A 20,203-nucleotide genomic window follows, 5' to 3' on the forward strand; every position below is an offset into this window, starting at 1 on the left:
GCGCGCCGAGTCAGGGACGGGAGGCGGCACACACCGGCTCCACCGGTAACGAGGAGGTGATCAGGGATGGACCAACGACGCGCTGACCCGCGTGGCGCACTGGTGCGTCCGTACGCGGTCACCCGTGGTCGGACCGAGCCTCGTCAGGACATCGCCCTCGAGGCAGTCCTCACCGCGTCTCTCACCCAGGTCGCCGAGTCCCGCTTCGCCGGGCACGACAAGCACCGAATCGCCACGGTCTGTGAGGGCCGAGCACAGTCGCTGGCGGAGATCGCCGCGTACACCCGGATGCCGCTTGGCGTCGCCCGGGTGTTGGTCGCCGACATGGTGGCCGAGAGCCTGCTGACGTTACACACTGCTGCTCCCGCCGAGGGGTTCGAGGAGCGGATGGAACTGCTTGGAAGGGTGCTAAGTGGACTTCGCAGGCTATGACCCCGCTGGGGGGCGGCCAGGCCGGGGAATCGTCTCCGCGAAGATCGTCGTCGCGGGCGGCTTCGGCGTCGGCAAGACGACACTGGTCGGGGCGATCTCCGAGATCACACCGCTGACCACCGAGGCGTTGATGACCGCGGCAGGTGTCGGTATCGACGATCCGTCCAAGGTCCCGGGCAAGGAGACCACCACGGTCGCCATGGACTTCGGCCGGATCACGATGGCCCAGGACCTGATCCTGTACCTCTTCGGTACACCCGGTCAGACCCGGTTCTGGTTCATGTGGGACGAGATCATCCGAGGTGCGGTCGGTGCCGCCGTGCTCGTGGACACGCGCCGGATCACCGACGCGTTCGCCCCGCTCGACTACTTCGAGAACCGCAACCTGCCGTACGTGGTGGCGCTGAACCGGTTCGACGGCGCTCCCCAGTACGAGCTGGAGGAGGTCCGCGAGGCGCTGGCCATCTCACCGCAGGTGCCGTTGGTGATGACCGACGCCCGGCACCGGGACTCGGTCAAGCAGGTGCTGGTGACGGTCGTCGAGCACGCGATGCTGCGGCTCCAGTCCGAGCACGGGCGGGGATTCCCCACGCCGGTCGGCTGATGCGTCGCGTCACGGCCGGCGCACACCGGCCGGCCGTGACACCCGCCCTAGTCGACCCGGAGCCGGTAGCCGCGCTTCACGATGGTCTGCACCACGCGCGGCGCGCGTAGGCCGGCCCGGAGGCGGGCCACCGCCATCTCCACCGCGTGCTCGTCCGCCCCCCGGGGCAGCGTCCGCAGCAGTGCCGTGCGGGACAGCACCCGGCCGGGAGACTGGGCGAGTGCCCGCAACACCGCCATCGGGGCGGGGGCGAGCGGCCGCAACTCGCCGTCGATCACGGCGGCGTGCCCGCGCAGCGTGATCAGGTGCCCGCCGGCCTTGAACGTCATGGTCCTGCGGGGCAGCTCGTCGACGATGGTCCGCACCAGCGCGCCCAGCCGGGCCCGGGCCGGCGCGCTCACCGGCACTCCGTGGCGCAGCAGCGGCTCGGCGGTCACCGCGCCGACGCAACTGGCCAGGACGTCACCACGCAACGCGGACAACACCGCGTCGCTACGGTCCCCGGCCGCACGGAGGAGGGCCTCCACCGCGGGCGCCGAGGTGAAGGTCACCGCGTCCACCAACCGGCCGGTGATCAGGTCGATCAACCGGTGCAGCGGCGCCGGGTCGGTCGGCGGCGCCCACCGGTAGACCGGCACCTCGATCACCGTGGCGCCGGCCGCCTCCAGCGCGAGCGTGCAGTCGGGCTGCCGCTCACCGTGCAGCTGCATGGCGATCACCTGCCCGGCCACGCCGCGCCGGCGCAGGTGGTCGACGACCTCGTCGCAGCTCTCCGAGGCCGGCGACCACTGGTCGTGCAGCCCGGCCGCACGAATCGCACCGCGTGCCTTCGGGCCGCGGGCCACTACATACGAGCTGGCCAGCACCGAGCGCAGCGGCTCGGCCAGCCCCCAGCCCTCGGCCGCCTCCAGCCACCCGCGCATGCCGATGCCGGTGTTGGCCATCAGGATGTCCGGCGGCTGGTTGAGGCAGGCGCGGGTCGCCTCGCGCAGTTCGGTGTCGTCGGACAGCGGCACGATCCGCAGCGCGGGGGCGATCACCACCCGGGCGCCCCGCCGCTCGAGCAGCGCCGCCAACTCGTCGCGCCGCCGGTCGGCGGTCACCCCGACGGTGAAGCCCGCCAATTCTCCCCGCATCAACCCTCCTGTCGCAGCCGCACCTCGACCAGCCCGTCGCGGCAGCGCACGTCGTGCCGTCGCACGGTCACCTCCGGCAGGTCGAGACAGTCGCCGCTGCGCAGGTCGTACACCTGCTTGTGCAGGGGCGAGGCGACCGTCGGCACCCCGCCGCGGCTGCCCACGATGCCCCGCGACAGCACGTACGCCTCGGAGACCGGATCGCGGTTGTCGATCGCGAACAGCCCGTCCGTGGTCCGGAAGAGGGCGACCTGCACCCCGTCGACCAGGGCGGCGACGCCCCGGTCCGGTTCCAGCCGGTCGAGGAGACAGACGGGGGTCCAGGTCAGCGTGCTGGTCTGGGTCATCGCCGTACCTCCGGTCGGCCGAGGGTGACCGGTTGCCGACGGTGCCCGTCGGTCGGCTCGGATCCGGTCGGGGTTTGGTCGCGTACGGGCACCGGCTGGCCGCGTTCGCGACCGAAGGTGATCGACGGGTCGGGCACGTCGGGGGCGTTGACGAAGGAGGTGTAGCGGCGCAGCCGATCCGGGTCGTCGAGCACGTCGCGCCACTCGTCGGAGTACGTCGCCACGTGTCGGGCCATCGTCGCGTCCAGCTCGGCGCAGAGCCCCAGCGAGTCGTCCACGATCACCGCGCGCAGGTGGTCCAGGCCGCCGTCCATCGCCTCGATCCAGCCGGCGGTGCGTTGCAGCCGGTCGGCGGTGCGGATGTAGTAGATGAGGAACCTGTCGATCAGCGTGATCAGGGTTTCTGTCGACAGATCGGTGGCGAACAGGTCGGCGTGCCGGGGCCGGAAGCCGCCGTTGCCGCCGACGTAGAGGTTCCAGCCGGTCTCGGTGGCGATAATGCCGAAGTCCTTGCTGCGGGCCTCGGCGCACTCGCGGGCACAACCGGAGACCGCTGACTTGATCTTGTGGGGCGCGCGCAGCCCGCGATAGCGCAACTCCAGCGCCACGGCCAACCCCACCGAGTCCTGCACCCCGTACCGGCACCAGGTCTCGCCCACGCAGGACTTCACCGTTCGCAGCGCCTTGCCGTACGCGTGGCCGGACTCGAAGCCCGCGTCCACCAGCCGCTGCCAGATCTGCGGCAACTGCTCCACCCGCGCCCCGAACAGGTCGATCCGCTGCCCACCGGTGATCTTCGTGTAGAGCCGGAAATCCCGGGCCACCTCACCGATCACGATCAGCTTCTCCGGGGTGATCTCACCGCCCGGAATCCGGGGCACCACCGAGTAGCTGCCGTCACGTTGCAGGTTGGCCAGGAAGTGGTCGTTGGTGTCCTGCAACGACGCCTGCTCACCGTCGAGCACGTGCCCGCTGCCCAGCGACGCGAGGATCGACGCCACCACCGGCTTGCAGATGTCGCAGCCGCGCCCCCGGCCGTGCTCGGCGATGAGCTGGGAGAAGGTGCGGATGCCGCGGACGCGGACGATCTCGAACAGCTCCCGCCGGCTGACGTCGAAGTGCTCGCAGAGCGCAGTGGACTGCACCACCCCGGCCGCGTCCAGGAGCTGCTTGAGCATCGGCACGCAGGAGCCGCAACTGGTGCCGGCCCTGGTGCACGCCTTCAACGCCGACACGTCCGCGCAGCCGTCGACGATGGCGGCGTCCACGTCGCCACGCGTCACCGCGTTGCAGGAGCAGACCTGGGCGGTGGCGGGCAACGCGCCGGCGTCCGCGCCGCCGCCCTCCGGCGCGAGCAACGCCAGGGGCGCGGCCGGCAGTGGACCACCCACGCTGGCCCGCAGCGTCGGGTAGGCGCTGGCATCGCCGACCAGCACCCCACCGAGCAGGGTGTGCGCGTCATCGGAGAGGACCAGCTTCGCGTAGACGCGGGTGGCCGGGTCGGTGAACGTGACGTCCAGGCAGCCCGGGGTCGTGCCGTGCGCGTCACCGAACGAGGCCACGTCGACGCCGAGCAGCTTGAGTTTCGTGGCGGTGTCCGCGCCGGGGAACGTCGCCGCGCCACCGACCAGCCGGTCGGCCACCACCTCGGCCGTCGCGTACCCGGGTGCGACCAGGCCGTGGCAGGTGCCGTCGACAGCCGCGCACTCACCGACCGCCCAGATCCGCTCGTCGGCGCTGCGGCACGTCTGGTCGACAAGCACCCCACCGCGCGGACCCACCGGCAGACCGGCCGTCCGGGCCAGCTCGTCGCGTGGCCGGATGCCGGCGGCCACCACCACCAGCTCGGCGTCGACCGCGTTGCCGTCGGACAGTTCCAGCGCGGCGACCGCGCCGTCCGGGCCGGACCGGATCGCCGTGGTGGCCACCCCGAGATGGGTACGGACGCCGAGGTCGTCGACGTAGCGGCGGAGCATCGCACCGCCGGCCTGGTCCACCTGCACCGGCATCAGCCGGGGCGCGAACTCGACCACGTCGGTGCTCAGGCCGAGCAGTCGCAGGGCGTTCGCCGCCTCCAGACCGAGCAGCCCGCCGCCGATCACCGCGCCGACCCGCCGGCCCCGCGCGTACTCCCGGATCGCCGTCAGATCGTCCAGGGTCCGGTAGACGAAGACCCCGGGCAGGTCGGCGCCGGGCACCGGCGGCACGAAAGGGTACGACCCGGTGGCCAGCACCAGCGCGTCGTAGTGGTACTCGCCCACGGCGGTGGTCACGAGCTGCCGCTCCCGGTCGAGGGCGGTGGCCGGCTCACCGAGGCGCAGCCGCACCCCCTCGTGCGGGGTGTGCACGTTGAGCTCGTCCTCGCTCACCCCGTCGAAGTACGCCGAGAGCCGCACCCGGTCGTACGCCGGACGCCCCTCCTCGGCCAGCACGGTCACCCGCCAGCGCCCCTGCGGGTCGCGGGCGCGCAGCGCGTCGACGAAACGCTGCCCGACCATGCCGTTGCCGATGACGACCAGTTCGCCGCCGTTCATCGCGTCACCTCCACCGATTCCGCATGGCCCAGCCAGTCGACGATGCCGCCCACCGCGTCGCGGCAACCGCCACAACCGGTGCCGGCCCGGGTCGCGGCCACCACCGCGTCGACCGTTCGGGCACCGGAGCGCCAACTGCGCACCAGAGCGCCCTTGCTCACCGAGTTGCACTGACAGACCGTGACCCCGTCCGGCATCAGTGCCGGTGACGCGGCAGGTGCCGCGGCAACAGTGCCGAGTGCCCGGCCCAGCAGGAGCGCCCGCCGGTCGGTGGGCACCGGGTGGCCGCGGTCGAAAAGCTGGATCACCGTGCCGACGGCCGGGTTGTCGCCGAGCAGGATCGCGCCGACCAGTCGCTCATCCTTGATCCGCAGCCGGGCGTACGTGCCCCGGCTCGGGTCGGTGAAGGTCAGCTCCTCACCCGGCCCACCGCCCACCGGGTCGCCCATCGAGGCCAGGTCGATCCCGGCGGCCTTGAGCCGGGTCACCACCGGCCGGGGCCGGTACCGGGCCAGCGGGTCCCTCCCGGTCAGCACGTCGGCGAGCACCCGGGCCTGGGCCCAGGCGGGGGCGACCAGCCCGGTGAGCACGCCGTCGTGTTCGGCGCAGTCGCCGATCGCCGAGATGGCCCGATCGCTGGTGCGGAGCCGGTCGTCCACGAGCACGCCACGGCCGACGCTCAGCCCGGCCGCCTGCGCGAGGGCGGTGTCCGGGCGCACGCCGCAGGAGAGCACCAGCAGGTCGGCGTGCAGCGTCTGGCCGTCGGCCAGGTCGAGGCGTACGCCGGTGGCGTCGGTGGCCACGCCGATCGCCGGCACCGCCAGGTGGCTGGTGACGCCGAGAGCGGCGAGCGTGCCGGCCAGCACCGCGCCGGCCGCCGGGTCGAGCTGCCGTTCCATCAGGTGCCCGCGTGGGTGCACCACGGTGGTCCTGAGCCCTCGGGTGGCCAGGCCGCGGGCGGCCTCCAACCCGAGCAGGCCGCCGCCGAGCACCAGCGCGCTGCGCGCGCCGTCCGCCGCGGCGAGGATCCGTCGACAGTCGTCCAGGGTCCGGAAGGGGACCACCCGCTCCGGCAGGTCGGCCGGGTCGAGGCCGGGCAGTGGCGGCACCACCGCCCGCGCCCCGGTGGCCAGCACCAGGTGGTCGTAGCCGATGCGTTCGCCGTCGGCGGTGTGGACCTCCCGGGCGGACCGGTCGATCCCGGTCACCGGTACGCCGGTGCGCAGGTCGATGCCGTGCCCGGCGGCCTCGGTCAGCTCCACGTCCGGCTCGTCCACCCGGCCGGCCAGCAGGCTGGCGAGCATGATCCGGTTGTACGCCCGGTGCGGCTCCGCCCCGAGCACGGTGACCTTCCGGTCGCCCTCCCGGGCGTGCAGCTCGCCGGCGAGGCGAGCACCCGCCATCCCGTTGCCGACGATGACCACCCGGGCGGTCATGCCTTCTCCAGCCGGACCGCGCAGATCTTGAACTCGGGCATCCCGGAGATCGGGTCCACCGCGTCGTTCGTCACCGAGTTGGCCCGCCCGGCCCCGGCGTAGTGGAACGGGGCGAACACGGTGTCCGGTCGGATCCCGGCGCTGAGCCGGGCCGGGGCGCACAACTCACCCCGGCGCGAGGTGACCCGCACCGGGTCTCCGTCATCCACGCCGAGCCGGGCGGCCAGGTCGGGGTGCAGCTCGACGAATGCCTCGCCGGCAGCCCGGCGTAGCGCGGCCACCCGGCGGGTCTGGGTGCCGGACTGGTACTGAGCCAGCACCCGGCCGGTGGTGAAGTGCAGCGGGTACGCGGCGCTGACCTCCTCGGCGGCCGGCCGGTGGTCGACGGGGTGGAACCGGGCTCGGCCGTCCGGGGTCGCGAACTCCTCGGCGAAGAGCCGTGGGGTGTCCGGCCCGTCCTCGGTCGGGCAGGGCCAGTAGACGCCCTCGGCGGCGTCGATCCGGGCCCAGCTGATGCCGGCGTAGTCGGCGGCCCCGCCGGCCGAGGCGCGGCGCAACTCGGCGAACACGGCGGCCGGGTCGGCCGGGAATCGCGCCGCCGCACGGGCACTCGGTAGCGAGGTGTCCGGCTCGACTCCCGCTGGTTCGGTGCCGGCCGCGCCGGTGGTGACGGTGCCGGTGGTGACGGTGCCGGCGGCGGTGCCGGGCGCCTCGGCGGCGGCCAGCCTCGCCGCGAGGGCGGAGATGATGGCCAAATCGGTCCGGACCTCCGCCGGGGGCGGGCGGAGCGCGCGTCGGCGCAGCACCCGACCCTCCAGGTTGGTCATGGTGCCGTCCTCCTCGGCCCACTGCGCCGTGGGCAGCACCACGTCCGCCAGCGCGGCCGTCTCGGAGAGCAGCAGGTCGGCGACGACCAGCAGGTCGAGGTCGCGCAGCCGGCTCTCGATCCGCGCCGCCCGGGGAGCGGAGATCACCGGGTTCGAGCCGAACACCAGCAGGGCGCGGGGGCCGTCCGGTGTGCCGAGCGAGTCGAGCAGTTGGTAGGCCGGCACACCCGGGCCGGGCAACTCGTCGGCCAACACCCCCCAGACACCGGCCACGTGCGCGCGGGCCACCGGGTCGTCGATCCGCCGGTAGCCGGGGAGTTGGTCGGCCTTCTGCCCGTGCTCCCGCCCGCCCTGGCCGTTGCCCTGGCCGGTGAGGCAGCCGTACCCCGAACCGTCGCGGCCGGGCAGGCCCAGGGCGAGAGCGAGATTGACGTACGCGGTGACCGTGTCCACTCCCTTGGCGTGCTGCTCGGCGCCACGAGCGGTAAGGATGATCACCCGACCGCCGGTGCCGAGCGCGCGGGCGGTCGCCTCCAGGTCGGCCACCGGCACTCCGGAGAGCTGCTCCGCGCGGGCTGGCCACCAGGCGGCGACGCTGCGGCGGACCGCCTCGAACCCGGAGGTGCGGTCGGCCACGTACGCCCGGTCGACCCAACCCTCGGTGAGCGCGATGTGCAGCAGTGCGTTGGCCACCGCGAGGTCGGTGCCGGGCAGTGGTTGCAGGTGCAGGTCGGCCTGACGGGCGGTGGCGGTGACCCGGGGGTCGACGACGATCAGTTGACCTCCGTTGCCGCGTTGCTCGGTGAGCCAGCGCACCAGCGGCGGCATTGTCTCCGCCGGGTTCGCGCCGACCAGCAGCAGCGTGTCGGCCCGGCCCAGGTCGGAGAGGGGGAACGGCAACCCGCGGTCGATGCCGAAGGCACGCATCCCGGCGGCGGCCGCCGAGGACATGCAGAACCGTCCGTTGTAGTCGATGTGTCGGGTGCGGAGCGCGATCCGGGCGAACTTCCCCAGCGCGTACGCCTTCTCGTTGGTCAGGCCGCCGCCACCGAAGACGGCTACCGCGTCCCGGCCTGCGTCGTCCTGGACGGCGCGGATGCCGTCGACGATCCGATCGAGGGCGACGTCCCAGCTCGCCGGGCGCAGCGCACCGGTGGCGGGGTCACGCACCAGGGGTGTGGTCAGCCGCTCCGGGTGGTCGAGCAGTTCGGCTGCGGTCCAACCCTTCTGGCAGAGCCCGCCTCGGTTGGTGGGGAACTGGCGGGGGTGGACCGTCACCCCGGAGTCGTCCTCGCGTAGCACCATGCCGCACTGAAGCGCGCAGTACGGACAGTGCGTCGCCACCTGCTGGGGTGTGCGCCCCGGTCGAGTCGCGGACCATGCACCGTCTGTCATGTCGGCTAAGCGTGCCGCCGGGCAGTTTCCAGTCCGGGTCCCTTCTGTTTCGGTCCTGTCAAGTGGGGCTCACACCGCACCGGGGCAGCGGACATGGCGGATGGGTGGTGTCGGCGCGGCGGTGGCGGCCTTCACCTCGCGGACCAGTGCAAGTGGTCCACCGCGTCAGGACGGGTAGTCGGGGCGGGCAGGTCCGGCCCGATCATGCCCGCGAGCATCACGAACGGGGATCGGCGTGCGACCGCGTCGCCGTTCGCGGCCAGCTCGTAACGGTCAATCCACCATCACCAGCCGTCGTACGTCGCCTAGTCGAGGACCCGAACCACGCGGACGAGGATCGGGCGCAGGACGTCACGCGTGTGCGGTCGCCCCGTGCGTACGCGCCGTACCGCGCACCGCCCTCTTCCTGCGGCGATCTTGCAGTTTCTGTCGCGGCATAAAGGATGAGTGCGACAAAACGGCGACCGAAACTGCAAGATCGGCGAGGTTGTGATGGCGAGCGGGGACTCCGTGGTGGCCGTGGCCGACCAGTTTTGCTGGCTCGCCTAGGCCGGCCTGGTCGACCTCGACTGTTACTTCGAGGAGTGGCGCTTCGTGGTGGTCGGACCCGGTGACAGTCGCCGGAATGGGCGTTTCGACGCCGGTACGCGAGTCGGTCGCCGCCGGGATGACTGGTGGTCATACCGCTGGGTAGTCTCGGCGGCATGACTGCCAAGGTGACTCTGTCGTTTACCGACGAGACGATCGAGGAGGCGCGGCGGTTCGCCAAGCGCGAGGGGTTGTCGCTCTCCGCGTGGATGGACCAGGCCGCCCGCGAGAAGGCGCTGCGCGAGGTCTTCACCGCGCACGCCGCCGCCGTGGGTCGCGCCGGCCTGGACCTGGAGTCCGCCGCTCTCGCCGACGCCCGCGAGGTGGGCATGGTCAACGACCTGCTCTCCGGCGGACGACCGCGTGCTGCGTAGGGGAGAGGTCTGGCGCATCGAGGGTGCCCGGGAACGCCTCGGTCTGGTGGTCAGCTCGGACGTCTACAACTCCACCGACGTGCCCATCGTGATCGTGGTCGAGGTGGTCGAGGAGTCACTGCTGCGCGACTCGCCGCTCGCCGTGTCGATGGGCCGGTACGTGGTGATGCCCGACCGCATCTCCTCGCCGATGAAGAAGTGGTTCACCGACTGCGTGGACGTCGCCGACATCGACACCATGCTCCGGGTCGGCCGCGCGCTGCGCATCCTGCAACAGCTCTGAGCACGACCTCACCACCGCCGCCGGCCCGTGGTGCGATCCCCGTTTCCCGGCCGACCCAGGACGGGCACTGCCAGGTAACCAGGCGTTCCTAGCGTTTCTCCTCGTCACACCGACGAGAGGGAGCCGCCGTGAGCACGCTCACCAGCACCGCAGCCACCGCCGCGCCGCCGGCCGCCAGCGCAAGTGGGCGCCGGCTCGACGACTGGCGTCCCGAGGACCCCGACTTCTGGCAGGCGACGGGCGCGCCGATCGCCCGGCGCAACCTCTGGGTCTCGATCTTCGCCGAGCACGTCGGCTTCTCGGTGTGGAGCCTCTGGTCGGTGACCGTGCTCTTCCTCGGCCCCGCGTACGGCATCGACCCGGCCGGGAAGTTCCTGCTCACCGCCGTGCCGGCCGCGCTGGGGGCGGTGCTGCGGCTGCCGTACACGCTGGCGGTGGCCCGGTTCGGCGGGCGGCGTTGGACGATCATCAGCGCTCTGCTGCTGCTGGTGCCCACGGTGCCGATGACGGTGCTGCTGGAGCCCGGGGTGTCCTACTCCACTCTGATGGTGCTCGCCTGCCTCACCGGCGTCGGTGGCGGCAACTTCGCCTCCTCGATGGCGAACATCAACCTGTTCTACCCCCAGCGGCTCAAGGGGCGGGCGCTCGGATTCAACGCCGGGGGTGGCAACCTCGGCGTACCCGCGGTGCAGTTGGTCGGGCTGGCGGTCCTCGCCACGGCCGGTGCCGCGTACCCCCGGTTGGTCCCGGCGGTCTACCTGCCGCTGATCGTGCTGGCCGCGCTGGCCGCGGCCCGCTGGTTGGACACCGTGCCCGGGGCGCGTAACGAGCCGGGAGCGCTGCGCGAGGCGGCCCGCGACCCGCACACCTGGGTCATGTCGCTGCTCTACATCGGCACCTTCGGGTCGTTCATCGGGTTCGGGTTCGCATTCGGTCAGGTGCTCCAACTCCAGTTCGCCGAGCGGTTCCCCACCCCGGTCGACGCCGCCTGGCTGACCTTCCTCGGCCCGCTTGTCGGCTCGCTGATCCGGCCGCTGGGCGGGCACCTCGCCGACCGGCTGGGCGGATCCCGGGTGACCTTCTGGAACTTCGTCGCGATGGCGGCCGGCGCGGGCATCGTGCTGTACGCGGCCCGGGAGCGCTCGTTCGGGCTCTACCTGGCCGGGTTCATCGCCCTCTTCGTGTTCTCCGGCATCGGCAACGGCTCCACGTACAAGATGATCCCGGCGATCTTCCGGGCCCGGGCGGCGGACGCGGTGGCCGACGGCCACCGCGATCCGGAGGCCGCCGCCCGCTGGGCGCGGCGGATGACCGGCGCGTTGATCGGCATCGCGGGCGCGATCGGCGCCTCCGGTGGGGTGCTCGTCAACGTCGCGTTCCGCCAGTCGTTCCTCGGCTCCGGCAACGCCGACGCCGCCTACCTGGCCTTCATCGGCTGGTACGCCCTGTGCTTCGCGGTCACCTGGGTGGTCTACCGACGTCCGGGCGCCGCCGATCGGCTCGCCGGCGTGTGAGCTGGGCCACCCCCGGCGCGTCGCCGTGCGGAACGGCACCCCCGTTTTGACCTGCGGACACCGCGCCGGGTATCGTTGCCTGCTGTTGTACGACATCCAGAGGCGTGCCCTATCAGGTACGCTTGGTCGTTCGTGCGCGCTGGTCCGGCCTGCTAGATCCGGTCACCTCGGCGCGCGACCCCAGACCGACGACGAGACAAGGTAGACCTGTGCGTACGTACAGCCCGAAGCCGGGTGAGATCGAGCGTCAGTGGCACGTCATCGACGCCTCTGATGTCGTGCTGGGCCGCCTGGCCACCCACGCCGCCACGTTGCTGCGTGGTAAGCACAAGCCGACTTTCGCGCCGCACGTCGACACGGGCGACTTTGTCGTCATCGTGAACGCGGGCAAGGTTGCGTTGACCGGCAACAAGCGTCAGACCAAGGTTGCTTACCGCCACTCCGGTTACCCGGGTGGTCTGAAGCAGATCGGCTATGACGAGCTGCTGACCAAGCGCCCCGAGCGGGCCATCGAGCTGGCTGTGAGGGGGATGCTCCCGCACAACAAGCTCGGCCGTCAGCTGATCAAGAAGCTGAAGGTGTACGCCGGTGCCGAGCACCCGCACCTCGCGCAGCAGCCGGTGCCGTTCGAGATCAAGCAGATCGCGCAGTGAGCGCGGGCGAAGGAAGCAGCATGACCGACATCATCGAGACCGAGGTCGCCCCGGAAGCCCCGGAGGCCCCCGAGGCCACCGAGGCACCGGCGCCCGTCGCCCGCGCACCTCGTGGTGACCGGCCGATCCAGACTGTGGGCCGCCGCAAGGAGGCCATCGTCCGGGTCCGCCTCATCCCGGGCACCGGCAAGATCACCTGCAACGGGCAGGACCTCGAGGCGTACTTCCCGAGCAAGGTGCACCAGCAGCTCATCAAGGACCCGCTGGTCACCGCCGAGAAGGTTGAGGCGTTCGACGTCATCGCCAACCTGCGTGGCGGCGGCACCACCGGCCAGGCCGGTGCGCTCCGGCTGGGCATCGCCCGCGCGCTGATCATCAACGAGCCGGACGACCGGCCGGCCCTGAAGAAGGCCGGCTTCCTCACCCGGGACGCCCGGGTCAAGGAGAGCAAGAAGTACGGCCTCAAGAAGGCCCGTAAGGCTCCCCAGTACTCGAAGCGCTGATCTTTTCCAGCGCGTTGTACTTCTGACGGACGGCCGGTTCGCCTCCCCCGACTCGGGGGAGGCGGCCGGCCGTTTCGCTTTCTCCACTTCGGCAGCGCACCACGGAGGTTGGCGGGTATGGGTCGGTTGTTCGGCACGGACGGCGTACGCGGGCGGGCAAACGCGGATCTCACCCCGGAACTGGCGCTGGCGCTCGCGGTGGCCGCCGCGCACACGCTCGCCGAGACGGACCGCAGCCACCCGCCGCTGGCCGTCGTCGGCCGGGACACCCGGGCCAGTGGCGAGATGCTGGAGGCTGCCGTGGTCGCCGGCCTGACCAGCGCCGGTGCCAACGTGGTGCGGGTCGGCGTGCTGCCCACCCCCGCGGTGGCGTTCCTCACCGCCGAGGTCAAGGCCGACCTCGGCGTGGTGCTCTCCGCCTCGCACAACCCGATGCCGGACAACGGCATCAAGCTCTTCGCCGCCGGCGGGCACAAGTTGCCCGACGAGATCGAGATGCGGATCGAGGCCGCCGTGGAGGCCAACGCCACCACCGCCTGGGACCGGCCGACCGGCGCCGGCATCGGCCGGGTGCACGACCTGCTCGACGGTGCCGACCACTACGTCCAACACCTGGTCGGAGGCGTGCCGCACCGGCTGGACGGGATCAAGGTCGTGGTCGACTGCGCCAACGGCGCCGCCGCCGAGGTCGCCCCGGTCGCCTACCGGGAAGCCGGCGCGGAGGTCGTCGCGATCCACGCCGAGCCGAACGGCCTGAACATCAACGACGAGTGCGGCTCCAACCACATCGAGGCACTGCGCGAGGCCGTGGTCCAGCACGGCGCCCACCTGGGCATCGCCCACGACGGCGACGCCGACCGGATCGTGGCGGTCAGCGCCGACGGCGACGAGGTCGACGGCGACCAGCTGATGGCGATCCTCGCACTGGCCATGCGGGATGCCGGCACGCTCACCCAGGACACCCTGGTCGCGACCGTGATGAGCAACCTCGGCCTACGGTTGGCCATGTCCGCACAGGGCATCCGGCTGATCGAGACCAAGGTCGGCGACCGGTACGTCCTGGAGGCCCTGCGCGCGTCCGGGCTGGCGCTCGGAGGTGAGCAGAGCGGTCACATCGTCATGCCCGCGCACGCCACCACCGGTGACGGAGTGCTCACCGGCCTGCACCTGATGGCCCGGATGGCCGCCACCGGCCGGTCCCTCGCCGAGCTGGCCTCGGTGGTCACCAAACTGCCCCAGGTGCTGATCAACGTGCCGGTCGGCGACCGGACCGTCGGCGCCGCCGCACCGGCCGTCCGCGCCGAGGTCGAGCGGGCCGAGGCGGAGCTGGGTGAGACCGGGCGGGTGCTGCTGCGTCCGTCGGGCACCGAGCTGCTGGTCCGGGTGATGGTCGAGGCCGCCACCGAGCAGACCGCCCGCGAGGCCGCCGAGCGGATCGCCGAACTGGTCCGCACCGCCAGCCCAGCCGCGTCGTAGGTCAGTCGGACGCTGTGGAGCTGAATCGTTCACGGCATCAGCTCCGCAGCCGCCGGCGTAGCCCGGGCCGCCGGATCAGCGGCCCAGTGCGCGCAGCCGGTTGACCGCCTCGGTCAACACCTCGGGGCGCTTGCAGAACGCGAACCGGACCAACCTTCGGCCCGCCTCGACGTCGTCGTAGAAGACCTGCGTCGGCACGGCCACCACGCCGCAACGCTCCGGCAGCGAGCGGCAGAACTCCACCCCGTCGGAGCCGCCGAGGGCGGTGATGTCGGCGGTGACGAAGTATGTCCCCTCCGAGTCGAGCACCTCGAACCCGGCGTCGCTGAGACCGCCGACGAGCTGGTCACGCCGCTGTTGAAGGCTGTCCCGGAAGCCGGTGTAGTAGTCGTCCGGCAGGGCCAGCGCCACGGCGACCGCCGGTTGCAGCGGGGCCGCGTTGACGTAGGTGAGGAACTGCTTCACCCGCAGCGCCGCCGAGACCAGCGCCGCCGGGCCGCTCGCCCAGCCGATCTTCCAACCCGTGCAGGAGAACGTCTTGCCCGCCGAGGAGATGCGCAGCGTCCGCTCCCACATCCCGGGCAGGGTGGCAAGTGACACGTGCGGGTTCGCCGCGTCGGTGAAGACCAGGTGCTCGTACACCTCGTCGGTGACCGCGTACGTGTCGTACTCCTGGCACAGCTCGGCGATCAGCGCCAGTTCGGCCGGGGTGAAGACCTTGCCGGTCGGGTTGTGCGGCGAGTTGAGCAGCACCAGCCGGGTCCGTGGGCCGAACGCCGCACGGAGCGCCGTCGGGTCGAAGGCGTACCGGCCCTCGGCCGCGGGGCGCAGGGTCACCGGCCGCCGGACCGCGCCGGCCAACGCGATCGAGGCGGCGTACGAGTCGTAGTACGGCTCGAAGCAGACCACCTCGTCACCCGGTTCGCAGAGGGCGAGGATGCTCGCCGCGACCGCCTCCGTTGCGCCAGCGGTGATCACGATCTCGCCGTCCGGGTCGTACGTCAGGTCGTGGAACCGCAGTTGGTGGGCCGCGACCGCCGCGCGCAGAGCGGGAATCCCCGGGCCGGGCGGGTACTGGTTCTGCCCGCCGCGAAGAGCCTCAGCGGCGGCGGCCAGCATCTCCGGAGGGCCGTCGGTGTCGGGGAAGCCCTGGCCGAGGTTGACCGCGCCGGTCCGCACGGCGAGGGCGGACATCTCGGCGAAGATCGTCGTGCCGAACGGCCGCATCCGGGCCACCAGCGGGTCGATATCGGTGCTCGTCACCTGCGCCAGCCTACGGGTGCCGGTGGCTGAACCCCAGCCTCACGTGAGTGCACCGATGCCCGTGATCAAACCATTCAGGTCACTCGGGAGTGGTTGGTCCGGCGGTGGGTGCGGTCCAGTCGTCGTCGGGATTGACGTACGGGCCCTCGACCGCTGGGTCGGAACCGTTCGTGTCGACCAGCAGGCCAGCCACGCAGAGGCAGCCACAGACGAGGAGGAACAGTGCCACGAAGGCAGCGACGGCGATCCCGATGATCCGGCCGTTGTTTCTCGGCGAGCCACCGCTGGCCTGTTGATAGCCGGGGTAGGCGGACGGCGGCGGATACCCCGGCGGAGGCCAGCCGACGTACGGCGGCTGTCCGGCCGGCTGGGGCCACCCCGCCGGGGGCGATCCGGCCGGCGTGGGCCAACCCGGCGGCGGTGATCCGGCCGGCGGCGCGCCGGAGGCGTCGGCCGGAGCCGGCGACCGGGGGGACGTCTGTGCATCGGGCGTCCACGGCGCCGCGGGCGGCTGGGGCGTCCAGTGCGTGCCGGGCGGGGCCGGCGCCCAGGGCTCGGCCGGCGGAGATGGCGACCACGGCGACGGTGTCCATGGGGCCTGGGGCGCCCACGGCTGAACCGGGGCCAGCGGGTCGGGGGCCGGGATCGGCGCCGAGGAGGGCGACGCCGTCGGGTCGGGCGGGGGCGCGGCGGGGGCCGGCTCCGGTGCGGGTGAGGGCGACGGGTCGGGCGAGGGCGCGTCGGTCATGGCTGCTCCGGGCGGAAGTGGGTAGGACGTACGGGCCGTGGACGGGAGCGCCAAACCCGCCGAGAGACTTTCGCACCCGATGGCGCGCCGCAACCCTGCGCTCCGGCCCGCGACGCGAACGGCCCGCGACGCTCGTCCCGTTGCGGTCGCCCAGGCACCGATCGCTCAGATTCCGTGATTGATAACCCGACTTTCGAGCACCCATCATGAGTGAAACTGGGTTAGGCTGCGGGCCATGTGTGGAATCGTGGGATACGCGGGCGCGCGCCCCGCTCTCGGCATCGTCCTCGACGGGCTGCGGCGGCTGGAATACCGCGGCTACGACTCGGCGGGCGTCGCAATCGTCTGCGACGACCAGCTGCTGACCGAGAAAAAGGCCGGCAAGCTGGCCAACCTGGAGAAGATGCTCTCCGAGCGGGCCGCCGAGGACCCGGCCTCCTGCGCGGCCAGCCCGATCGGGATCGGTGACGGCACCACCGGCATCGGGCACACCCGGTGGGCCACCCACGGTGGCCCGACCGACCGCAACGCCCACCCGCACGTCGCCGGCGACGGACGGGTCGCGGTGATCCACAACGGCATCATCGAAAACTTCGCCAAGCTCCGTAACGAGCTGGAGGCCGACGGCGTCCAGTTCACCAGCGACACCGACACCGAGTGCGCCGCGCACCTGCTCGCCGCCGCGCTGGCCGACCTGCGTGCCGCCGGCCAGCCGGACGGCCCGCAGTTGCTCGCCGCCGGCATGCGGGTGGTCTGCCAGCGACTGGAAGGCGCCTTCACGCTGCTCGCCGTCGACGCCTCGGTGCCCGGTGCGGTCGTCGGCGCCCGGCGCAACTCGCCGCTGGTCGTCGGCCGGGGCGACGGCGAGAACTACCTGGCCAGCGACGTGGCCGCGTTCATCGAGCACACCCGGGAAGCGGTCGAGCTGGGCCAGGACCAGATCGTGCTGATCACCGCCGACAGCATCGAGATCACCGACTTCGACGGTCAGCCCGCCACCGGCAAGGACTTCCACATCGACTGGGACTCCTCGTCGGCCGAGAAGGGCGGCTACGACTGGTTCATGCTCAAGGAGATCGAGGAGCAGCCGCAGGCCATCGCCGACACGCTGCTGGGCCGGCTCACCGAGACCGGTGAGATCGCCCTGGACGAGGTCCGCCTCAGCGACCAGGACCTGCGCGACGTCGACAAGATCTTCATCGTGGCCTGCGGCACGGCGTACCACGCCGGCATGGTCGCCAAGTACGCCATCGAGCACTGGACGCGGATCCCCTGCGAGGTGGAACTGGCCAGCGAGTTCCGCTACCGCGACCCGGTGCTCGACCGGTCCACGCTGATCGTGGTGATCTCCCAGTCCGGCGAAACGATGGACACCCTGATGGCGCTGCGCCACGCCAAGGAGCAGAAGGCCCGGGTGCTGGCGATCTGCAACACCAACGGCTCGACGATCCCCCGCGAGTCCGACGCGGTGCTCTACACCCACGGCGGGCCGGAGATCGCCGTCGCGTCCACCAAGGCGTTCCTCACCCAGGTCGTCGCCTGCTACCTGATCGGCCTGCACCTGGCCCAGGTGCGCGGGATCAAGTTCGCCGACGAGGTGAGCGCGGTGGTCGCGCAGTTGCAGGAGATCCCGGGCAAGTTGCGTGAGCTGCTCGACCGGATCGAGCCCGTCCGTGAGCTGGCCCGGGAGTTGAAGTCCGAGCCAACCGTGCTGTTCATCGGCCGGCACGTCGGCTACCCGGTGGCCCTGGAGGGCGCGCTGAAGCTCAAGGAGTTGGCGTACATGCACGCCGAGGGCTTCGCGGCCGGCGAGCTGAAGCACGGCCCGATCGCCCTGATCGACAAGGGCACACCGGTGATCTGCGTGGTGCCCTCGCCGGTCGGCCGGGGCATGCTGCACGACAAGGTCGTCTCCAACATCCAGGAGGTCCGGGCCCGTGGCGCGCGGACCATCGTGATCGCCGAAGAGGGTGACGAGGCCGTCGTCCGGTACGCCGACCACCTGATCTACGTGCCGCGTACGCCGACGCTGCTGGCCCCGCTCGTCACCACGGTGCCGTTGCAGGTGCTCGCCGCCGAGATCGCCGCCGCCCGTGGGCACGACGTGGACCAGCCCCGCAACCTGGCCAAGTCGGTCACCGTCGAGTAGGCCGCTCAACGCCCCAGCACGACCCGGGCCATCCCGTCCAGCGCGGGATTGCCCGGGTCCCAGTAACCGGTGTGGCCGCCTCGCCCGCTGCCGAAGACCCGACCGCCGAACCCCGGATCCGACGGGTCGTGACCGAACCACAGCTCGTGCCCGGTCCGGTCGGGCCAGCCCAGCACCGCGGCCAGTGGAGCCGCGCCGAGCAGGACGCGTCGGCCGAACTCGTCCACTGGGCGGGCCGCGCGGATTATGTCGTCCGGGGCACGGCTGGCCCAGACCTCGCCGGGTGGCACGCCCAGCTCGGCGGCGTGCGACGCGCCGACCCCGGGCGAGCCGACGAAGACCAGCGCGTCGGCGGCCAGCCCGTGCTCCCGCGCGGCAGTCCCCACCACCAATGACCCGTAGCTGTGCCCGAGCACGGTCTGGCGGGCCGGTGGCCCCTCGTGGCTGGCCCGCAGCCCCTCCTGGAAACGGTGCAGCGCCGGGCCGGCGTCGTTGGCCTGGCCCGCCGACGCCGCGCCGGTCACGAAGTCCGGAGCGTCGTAGTCCAACCAGAGCACCGCCGCGCTGCGCTCACCCGGGGCGAGCGTGGCGCACCGGTCCAGCACCCGCGCCGCCCTGCCCAACTCACCGGGAGCGTCGCCCAGCCCGGAACCCATCCCCGGCACGTAGGTGAGCACCCGGTCGGCCTGGTCCGGGTCGCCGAGCGTCAGCACCACCCGGCCCTCACCGGCCGTGTCCAGCCGCAGCAGGTACGCCCGCGGCTCCCCGTCCGCCGCCAGCCGCCCGGCCAACGCGTCCAGGCCGGCCAACCGCCCGGCCACCCCGTGCAGGCGGAGCGTCGTGAGCGGCCCCGGCGGCACCCGGGTCAGCAACCGTTGCCGCTCGGCCAGCAACTCCGCGCGCCAGACCCCGAGCCGCAGCCGGTTGGCCTGGTCCCGGGCGGCGACCGGCACCCCGTCCAAACGGCCGACCAGCGCACTCTCGTGCCCGATCAGCCACCGTCGCTGCGCCGGGGTCAACCCTGCCCACCAGGCGCGCACGAGCGTCGGCGCGGCGCCGGCCGCCGGCCGACCCGGCGGTGGCGGGGACGCCCACCCCGAGCCGGCGGCCCGGGTCAGCTCGTCCAGCCGGTCCGCGGCGACCCGATCCGCCGCCCCGGCCCCGTCGAGCGCGTCGCGTAGGGCCGCCGCCACCGAAGCGGCCACCACGCCGGTCCGTTCGGTGGGCCGAACCCGGGTGGGATCGACGTGCACCCCGCCCGCGCGGTCCACCACCAGCCCGGCCGCGTCCGCCCGGGTGACCGCCTCCGCGAGCCGGGCCTTCGCGACCGTCAGCCGGCCCGCCAGCTCGGCCAGCACCTGGTCGACCTCGATCAGTGCGGGTGTGACCGAGGCCAACTCAGCCCCGAGACCGGCGAGCCGGGCGTCCGCCGCGGTGGCCGCCGCACCGGACCAACCGCTGCGCAGGCGCGTGCCGGCCGCCCCCAACTCGCCGACCTGTTTCTCGACCGGCCCGGTCAGCCCGGCCCAGGCCACCCCGGCGCTCCGCCAGCCGCCCGGATCGGCCGCCCACAGCTGCCGGTAACCGACGCCGCTCACCGGGGCAGCGCGGCGAACCGGTCGGCGGCCCGGTCGTCGACCGTCTCGTACGCCCCGGCCGCCGCCCGGACTCCACCCGAGGTCGCCGCGACCCGAGCACCCAGCCGGCAGAACCAGGCGTGCCCGGCCGCCTCCAGCCCGGCCAGAGCCGCGCCGGCCCTCCACTCGGGCGCGACCACCAGCAGCTCCGGCACCCTCGCGAGGCCCAACGCCAGCCGGTACGCCTCGTCGTCGAGCGTGCCGGCGACCGCCCGCAGCTCCTCCGGCCGGACGGCGAACAGCTCATCGCTCATGACCACACCCCCGTGGACGATTGGGATCGACGCGCTGACGCTAGGCGGGC

The 20,203-nt window shown here is 72.5% G+C and carries 18 protein-coding genes; 9 read left to right on the forward strand and 9 right to left on the reverse strand.

Annotated features, from left to right (window positions below):
• Positions 1-66: 66 nt before the first annotated feature.
• Both ACFYPM_RS08005 and ACFYPM_RS08010 read left to right on the forward strand, forming a co-directional pair.
• Entirely contained in the window at positions 67-432 is a 366-nt protein-coding gene (locus ACFYPM_RS08005) for a DUF742 domain-containing protein (protein ID WP_124778091.1), read from the forward strand.
• Positions 413-1,036, forward strand: coding sequence for an ATP/GTP-binding protein (locus tag ACFYPM_RS08010; protein ID WP_357112465.1), 624 nt, complete (start codon positions 413-415; stop codon positions 1,034-1,036). Before ACFYPM_RS08005 ends, ACFYPM_RS08010 begins: the two co-directional genes overlap by 20 nt.
• A 47-nt stretch (positions 1,037-1,083) precedes the next feature.
• Here ACFYPM_RS08010 and ACFYPM_RS08015 read toward each other — a convergent pair whose 3' ends face one another.
• The 5 genes from ACFYPM_RS08015 to ACFYPM_RS08035 are packed head-to-tail and all read right to left on the reverse strand — an operon-like array spanning position 1,084 to position 8,711.
• Positions 1,084-2,172 (reverse strand): uroporphyrinogen-III synthase, encoded by a 1,089-nt coding sequence (locus ACFYPM_RS08015; protein WP_387192385.1) that lies wholly within the window; start codon positions 2,170-2,172, stop codon positions 1,084-1,086.
• Positions 2,172-2,519, reverse strand: a complete 348-nt coding sequence (gene nirD, locus ACFYPM_RS08020) for a nitrite reductase small subunit NirD (RefSeq protein WP_387192388.1) — start codon at positions 2,517-2,519, stop codon at positions 2,172-2,174. The genes ACFYPM_RS08015 and nirD overlap by 1 nt, the downstream gene beginning before the upstream one ends.
• The gene (nirB, locus tag ACFYPM_RS08025; RefSeq protein ID WP_387192391.1) at positions 2,516-5,053 is read right to left on the reverse strand and encodes a nitrite reductase large subunit NirB; all 2,538 of its coding nucleotides are present in this window, start codon (positions 5,051-5,053) and stop codon (positions 2,516-2,518) included. The genes nirD and nirB overlap by 4 nt, the downstream gene beginning before the upstream one ends.
• On the reverse strand, positions 5,050-6,489 hold the full coding sequence (locus ACFYPM_RS08030; protein WP_387192394.1) for an FAD-dependent oxidoreductase: 1,440 nt from the start codon (positions 6,487-6,489) through the stop codon (positions 5,050-5,052). The genes nirB and ACFYPM_RS08030 overlap by 4 nt, the downstream gene beginning before the upstream one ends.
• Positions 6,486-8,711: a molybdopterin oxidoreductase family protein gene (locus ACFYPM_RS08035; protein WP_387192397.1), complete on the reverse strand. Its 2,226-nt coding sequence runs from the start codon at positions 8,709-8,711 to the stop codon at positions 6,486-6,488. The genes ACFYPM_RS08030 and ACFYPM_RS08035 overlap by 4 nt, the downstream gene beginning before the upstream one ends.
• A gap of 704 nt (positions 8,712-9,415) precedes the next feature.
• Between ACFYPM_RS08035 and ACFYPM_RS08040 the strand changes: the two genes are divergently transcribed.
• The 6 genes from ACFYPM_RS08040 to glmM all read left to right on the forward strand — a co-directional run bounded on the left by ACFYPM_RS08040 (position 9,416) and on the right by glmM (position 14,102).
• A complete protein-coding gene (locus tag ACFYPM_RS08040) occupies positions 9,416-9,673 on the forward strand; it encodes a DUF6364 family protein (protein ID WP_088950199.1) in 258 nt (85 codons plus the stop codon).
• Positions 9,663-9,956, forward strand: a complete 294-nt coding sequence (locus ACFYPM_RS08045; protein WP_387192401.1) for a hypothetical protein — start codon at positions 9,663-9,665, stop codon at positions 9,954-9,956. The genes ACFYPM_RS08040 and ACFYPM_RS08045 overlap by 11 nt, the downstream gene beginning before the upstream one ends.
• A gap of 128 nt (positions 9,957-10,084) precedes the next feature.
• On the forward strand, positions 10,085-11,470 hold the full coding sequence (locus ACFYPM_RS08050; protein ID WP_387192404.1) for a nitrate/nitrite transporter: 1,386 nt from the start codon (positions 10,085-10,087) through the stop codon (positions 11,468-11,470).
• 209 nt (positions 11,471-11,679) lie between these two features.
• Positions 11,680-12,123 (forward strand): 50S ribosomal protein L13, encoded by a 444-nt coding sequence (gene rplM / locus ACFYPM_RS08055; RefSeq protein WP_387192407.1) that lies wholly within the window; start codon positions 11,680-11,682, stop codon positions 12,121-12,123.
• Positions 12,124-12,143: 20 nt separating this feature from the next.
• Positions 12,144-12,626 carry a 30S ribosomal protein S9 gene (gene rpsI / locus ACFYPM_RS08060; protein WP_387192410.1) on the forward strand — a complete coding sequence of 161 codons (483 nt, stop codon included), beginning with the start codon at positions 12,144-12,146 and terminating at the stop codon, positions 12,624-12,626.
• Positions 12,627-12,743: 117 nt separating this feature from the next.
• Positions 12,744-14,102: a phosphoglucosamine mutase gene (glmM, locus tag ACFYPM_RS08065; protein WP_387192413.1), complete on the forward strand. Its 1,359-nt coding sequence runs from the start codon at positions 12,744-12,746 to the stop codon at positions 14,100-14,102.
• A gap of 75 nt (positions 14,103-14,177) precedes the next feature.
• On the opposite strand, the gene ACFYPM_RS08070 is transcribed toward glmM, so the two are convergent.
• Together ACFYPM_RS08070 and ACFYPM_RS08075 are read right to left on the reverse strand one after the other, a co-directional pair.
• Positions 14,178-15,365 (reverse strand): pyridoxal phosphate-dependent aminotransferase, encoded by a 1,188-nt coding sequence (locus tag ACFYPM_RS08070; protein WP_387192416.1) that lies wholly within the window; start codon positions 15,363-15,365, stop codon positions 14,178-14,180.
• 79 nt (positions 15,366-15,444) lie between these two features.
• Positions 15,445-15,594 (reverse strand): hypothetical protein, encoded by a 150-nt coding sequence (locus ACFYPM_RS08075; RefSeq protein WP_387192419.1) that lies wholly within the window; start codon positions 15,592-15,594, stop codon positions 15,445-15,447.
• 754 nt (positions 15,595-16,348) lie between these two features.
• On the opposite strand from ACFYPM_RS08075, the gene glmS reads away from it, so the two are divergent.
• On the forward strand, positions 16,349-18,262 hold the full coding sequence (gene glmS, locus ACFYPM_RS08080) for a glutamine--fructose-6-phosphate transaminase (isomerizing) (RefSeq protein ID WP_387192422.1): 1,914 nt from the start codon (positions 16,349-16,351) through the stop codon (positions 18,260-18,262).
• A 5-nt stretch (positions 18,263-18,267) separates the two neighbouring features.
• Here the strand turns inward: glmS and ACFYPM_RS08085 are convergent, their stop codons facing one another.
• Both ACFYPM_RS08085 and ACFYPM_RS08090 read right to left on the reverse strand, forming a co-directional pair.
• Entirely contained in the window at positions 18,268-19,860 is a 1,593-nt protein-coding gene (locus ACFYPM_RS08085) for an alpha/beta hydrolase (RefSeq protein ID WP_387192425.1), read from the reverse strand.
• Complete coding sequence (locus tag ACFYPM_RS08090) at positions 19,857-20,153, reverse strand: hypothetical protein (RefSeq protein WP_387192428.1); 297 nt, start codon at positions 20,151-20,153, stop codon at positions 19,857-19,859. Before ACFYPM_RS08090 ends, ACFYPM_RS08085 begins: the two co-directional genes overlap by 4 nt.
• Between the last annotated feature and the right edge of the window lie 50 nt (positions 20,154-20,203).

Origin of the sequence: Micromonospora sp. NPDC005203, from assembly GCF_042872705.1 — a bacterium.
In the GTDB taxonomy this organism is placed as follows: domain Bacteria; phylum Actinomycetota; class Actinomycetes; order Mycobacteriales; family Micromonosporaceae; genus Micromonospora.

Coding starts and splice junctions, on each gene's coding strand:
- ACFYPM_RS08005 (WP_124778091.1), top strand. CDS start 67: ATGGACCAACGACGCGCTGACCCGCGTGGCGCACTGGTGCGTCCGTAC.
- ACFYPM_RS08015 (WP_387192385.1), bottom strand. CDS start 2,172: ATGCGGGGAGAATTGGCGGGCTTCACCGTCGGGGTGACCGCCGACCGG.
- nirD (WP_387192388.1), bottom strand. CDS start 2,519: ATGACCCAGACCAGCACGCTGACCTGGACCCCCGTCTGTCTCCTCGAC.
- nirB (WP_387192391.1), bottom strand. CDS start 5,053: ATGAACGGCGGCGAACTGGTCGTCATCGGCAACGGCATGGTCGGGCAG.
- ACFYPM_RS08030 (WP_387192394.1), bottom strand. CDS start 6,489: ATGACCGCCCGGGTGGTCATCGTCGGCAACGGGATGGCGGGTGCTCGC.
- ACFYPM_RS08035 (WP_387192397.1), bottom strand. CDS start 8,711: ATGACAGACGGTGCATGGTCCGCGACTCGACCGGGGCGCACACCCCAG.
- ACFYPM_RS08040 (WP_088950199.1), top strand. CDS start 9,416: ATGACTGCCAAGGTGACTCTGTCGTTTACCGACGAGACGATCGAGGAG.
- rpsI (WP_387192410.1), top strand. CDS start 12,144: ATGACCGACATCATCGAGACCGAGGTCGCCCCGGAAGCCCCGGAGGCC.
- glmM (WP_387192413.1), top strand. CDS start 12,744: ATGGGTCGGTTGTTCGGCACGGACGGCGTACGCGGGCGGGCAAACGCG.
- glmS (WP_387192422.1), top strand. CDS start 16,349: ATGTGTGGAATCGTGGGATACGCGGGCGCGCGCCCCGCTCTCGGCATC.
- ACFYPM_RS08090 (WP_387192428.1), bottom strand. CDS start 20,153: ATGAGCGATGAGCTGTTCGCCGTCCGGCCGGAGGAGCTGCGGGCGGTC.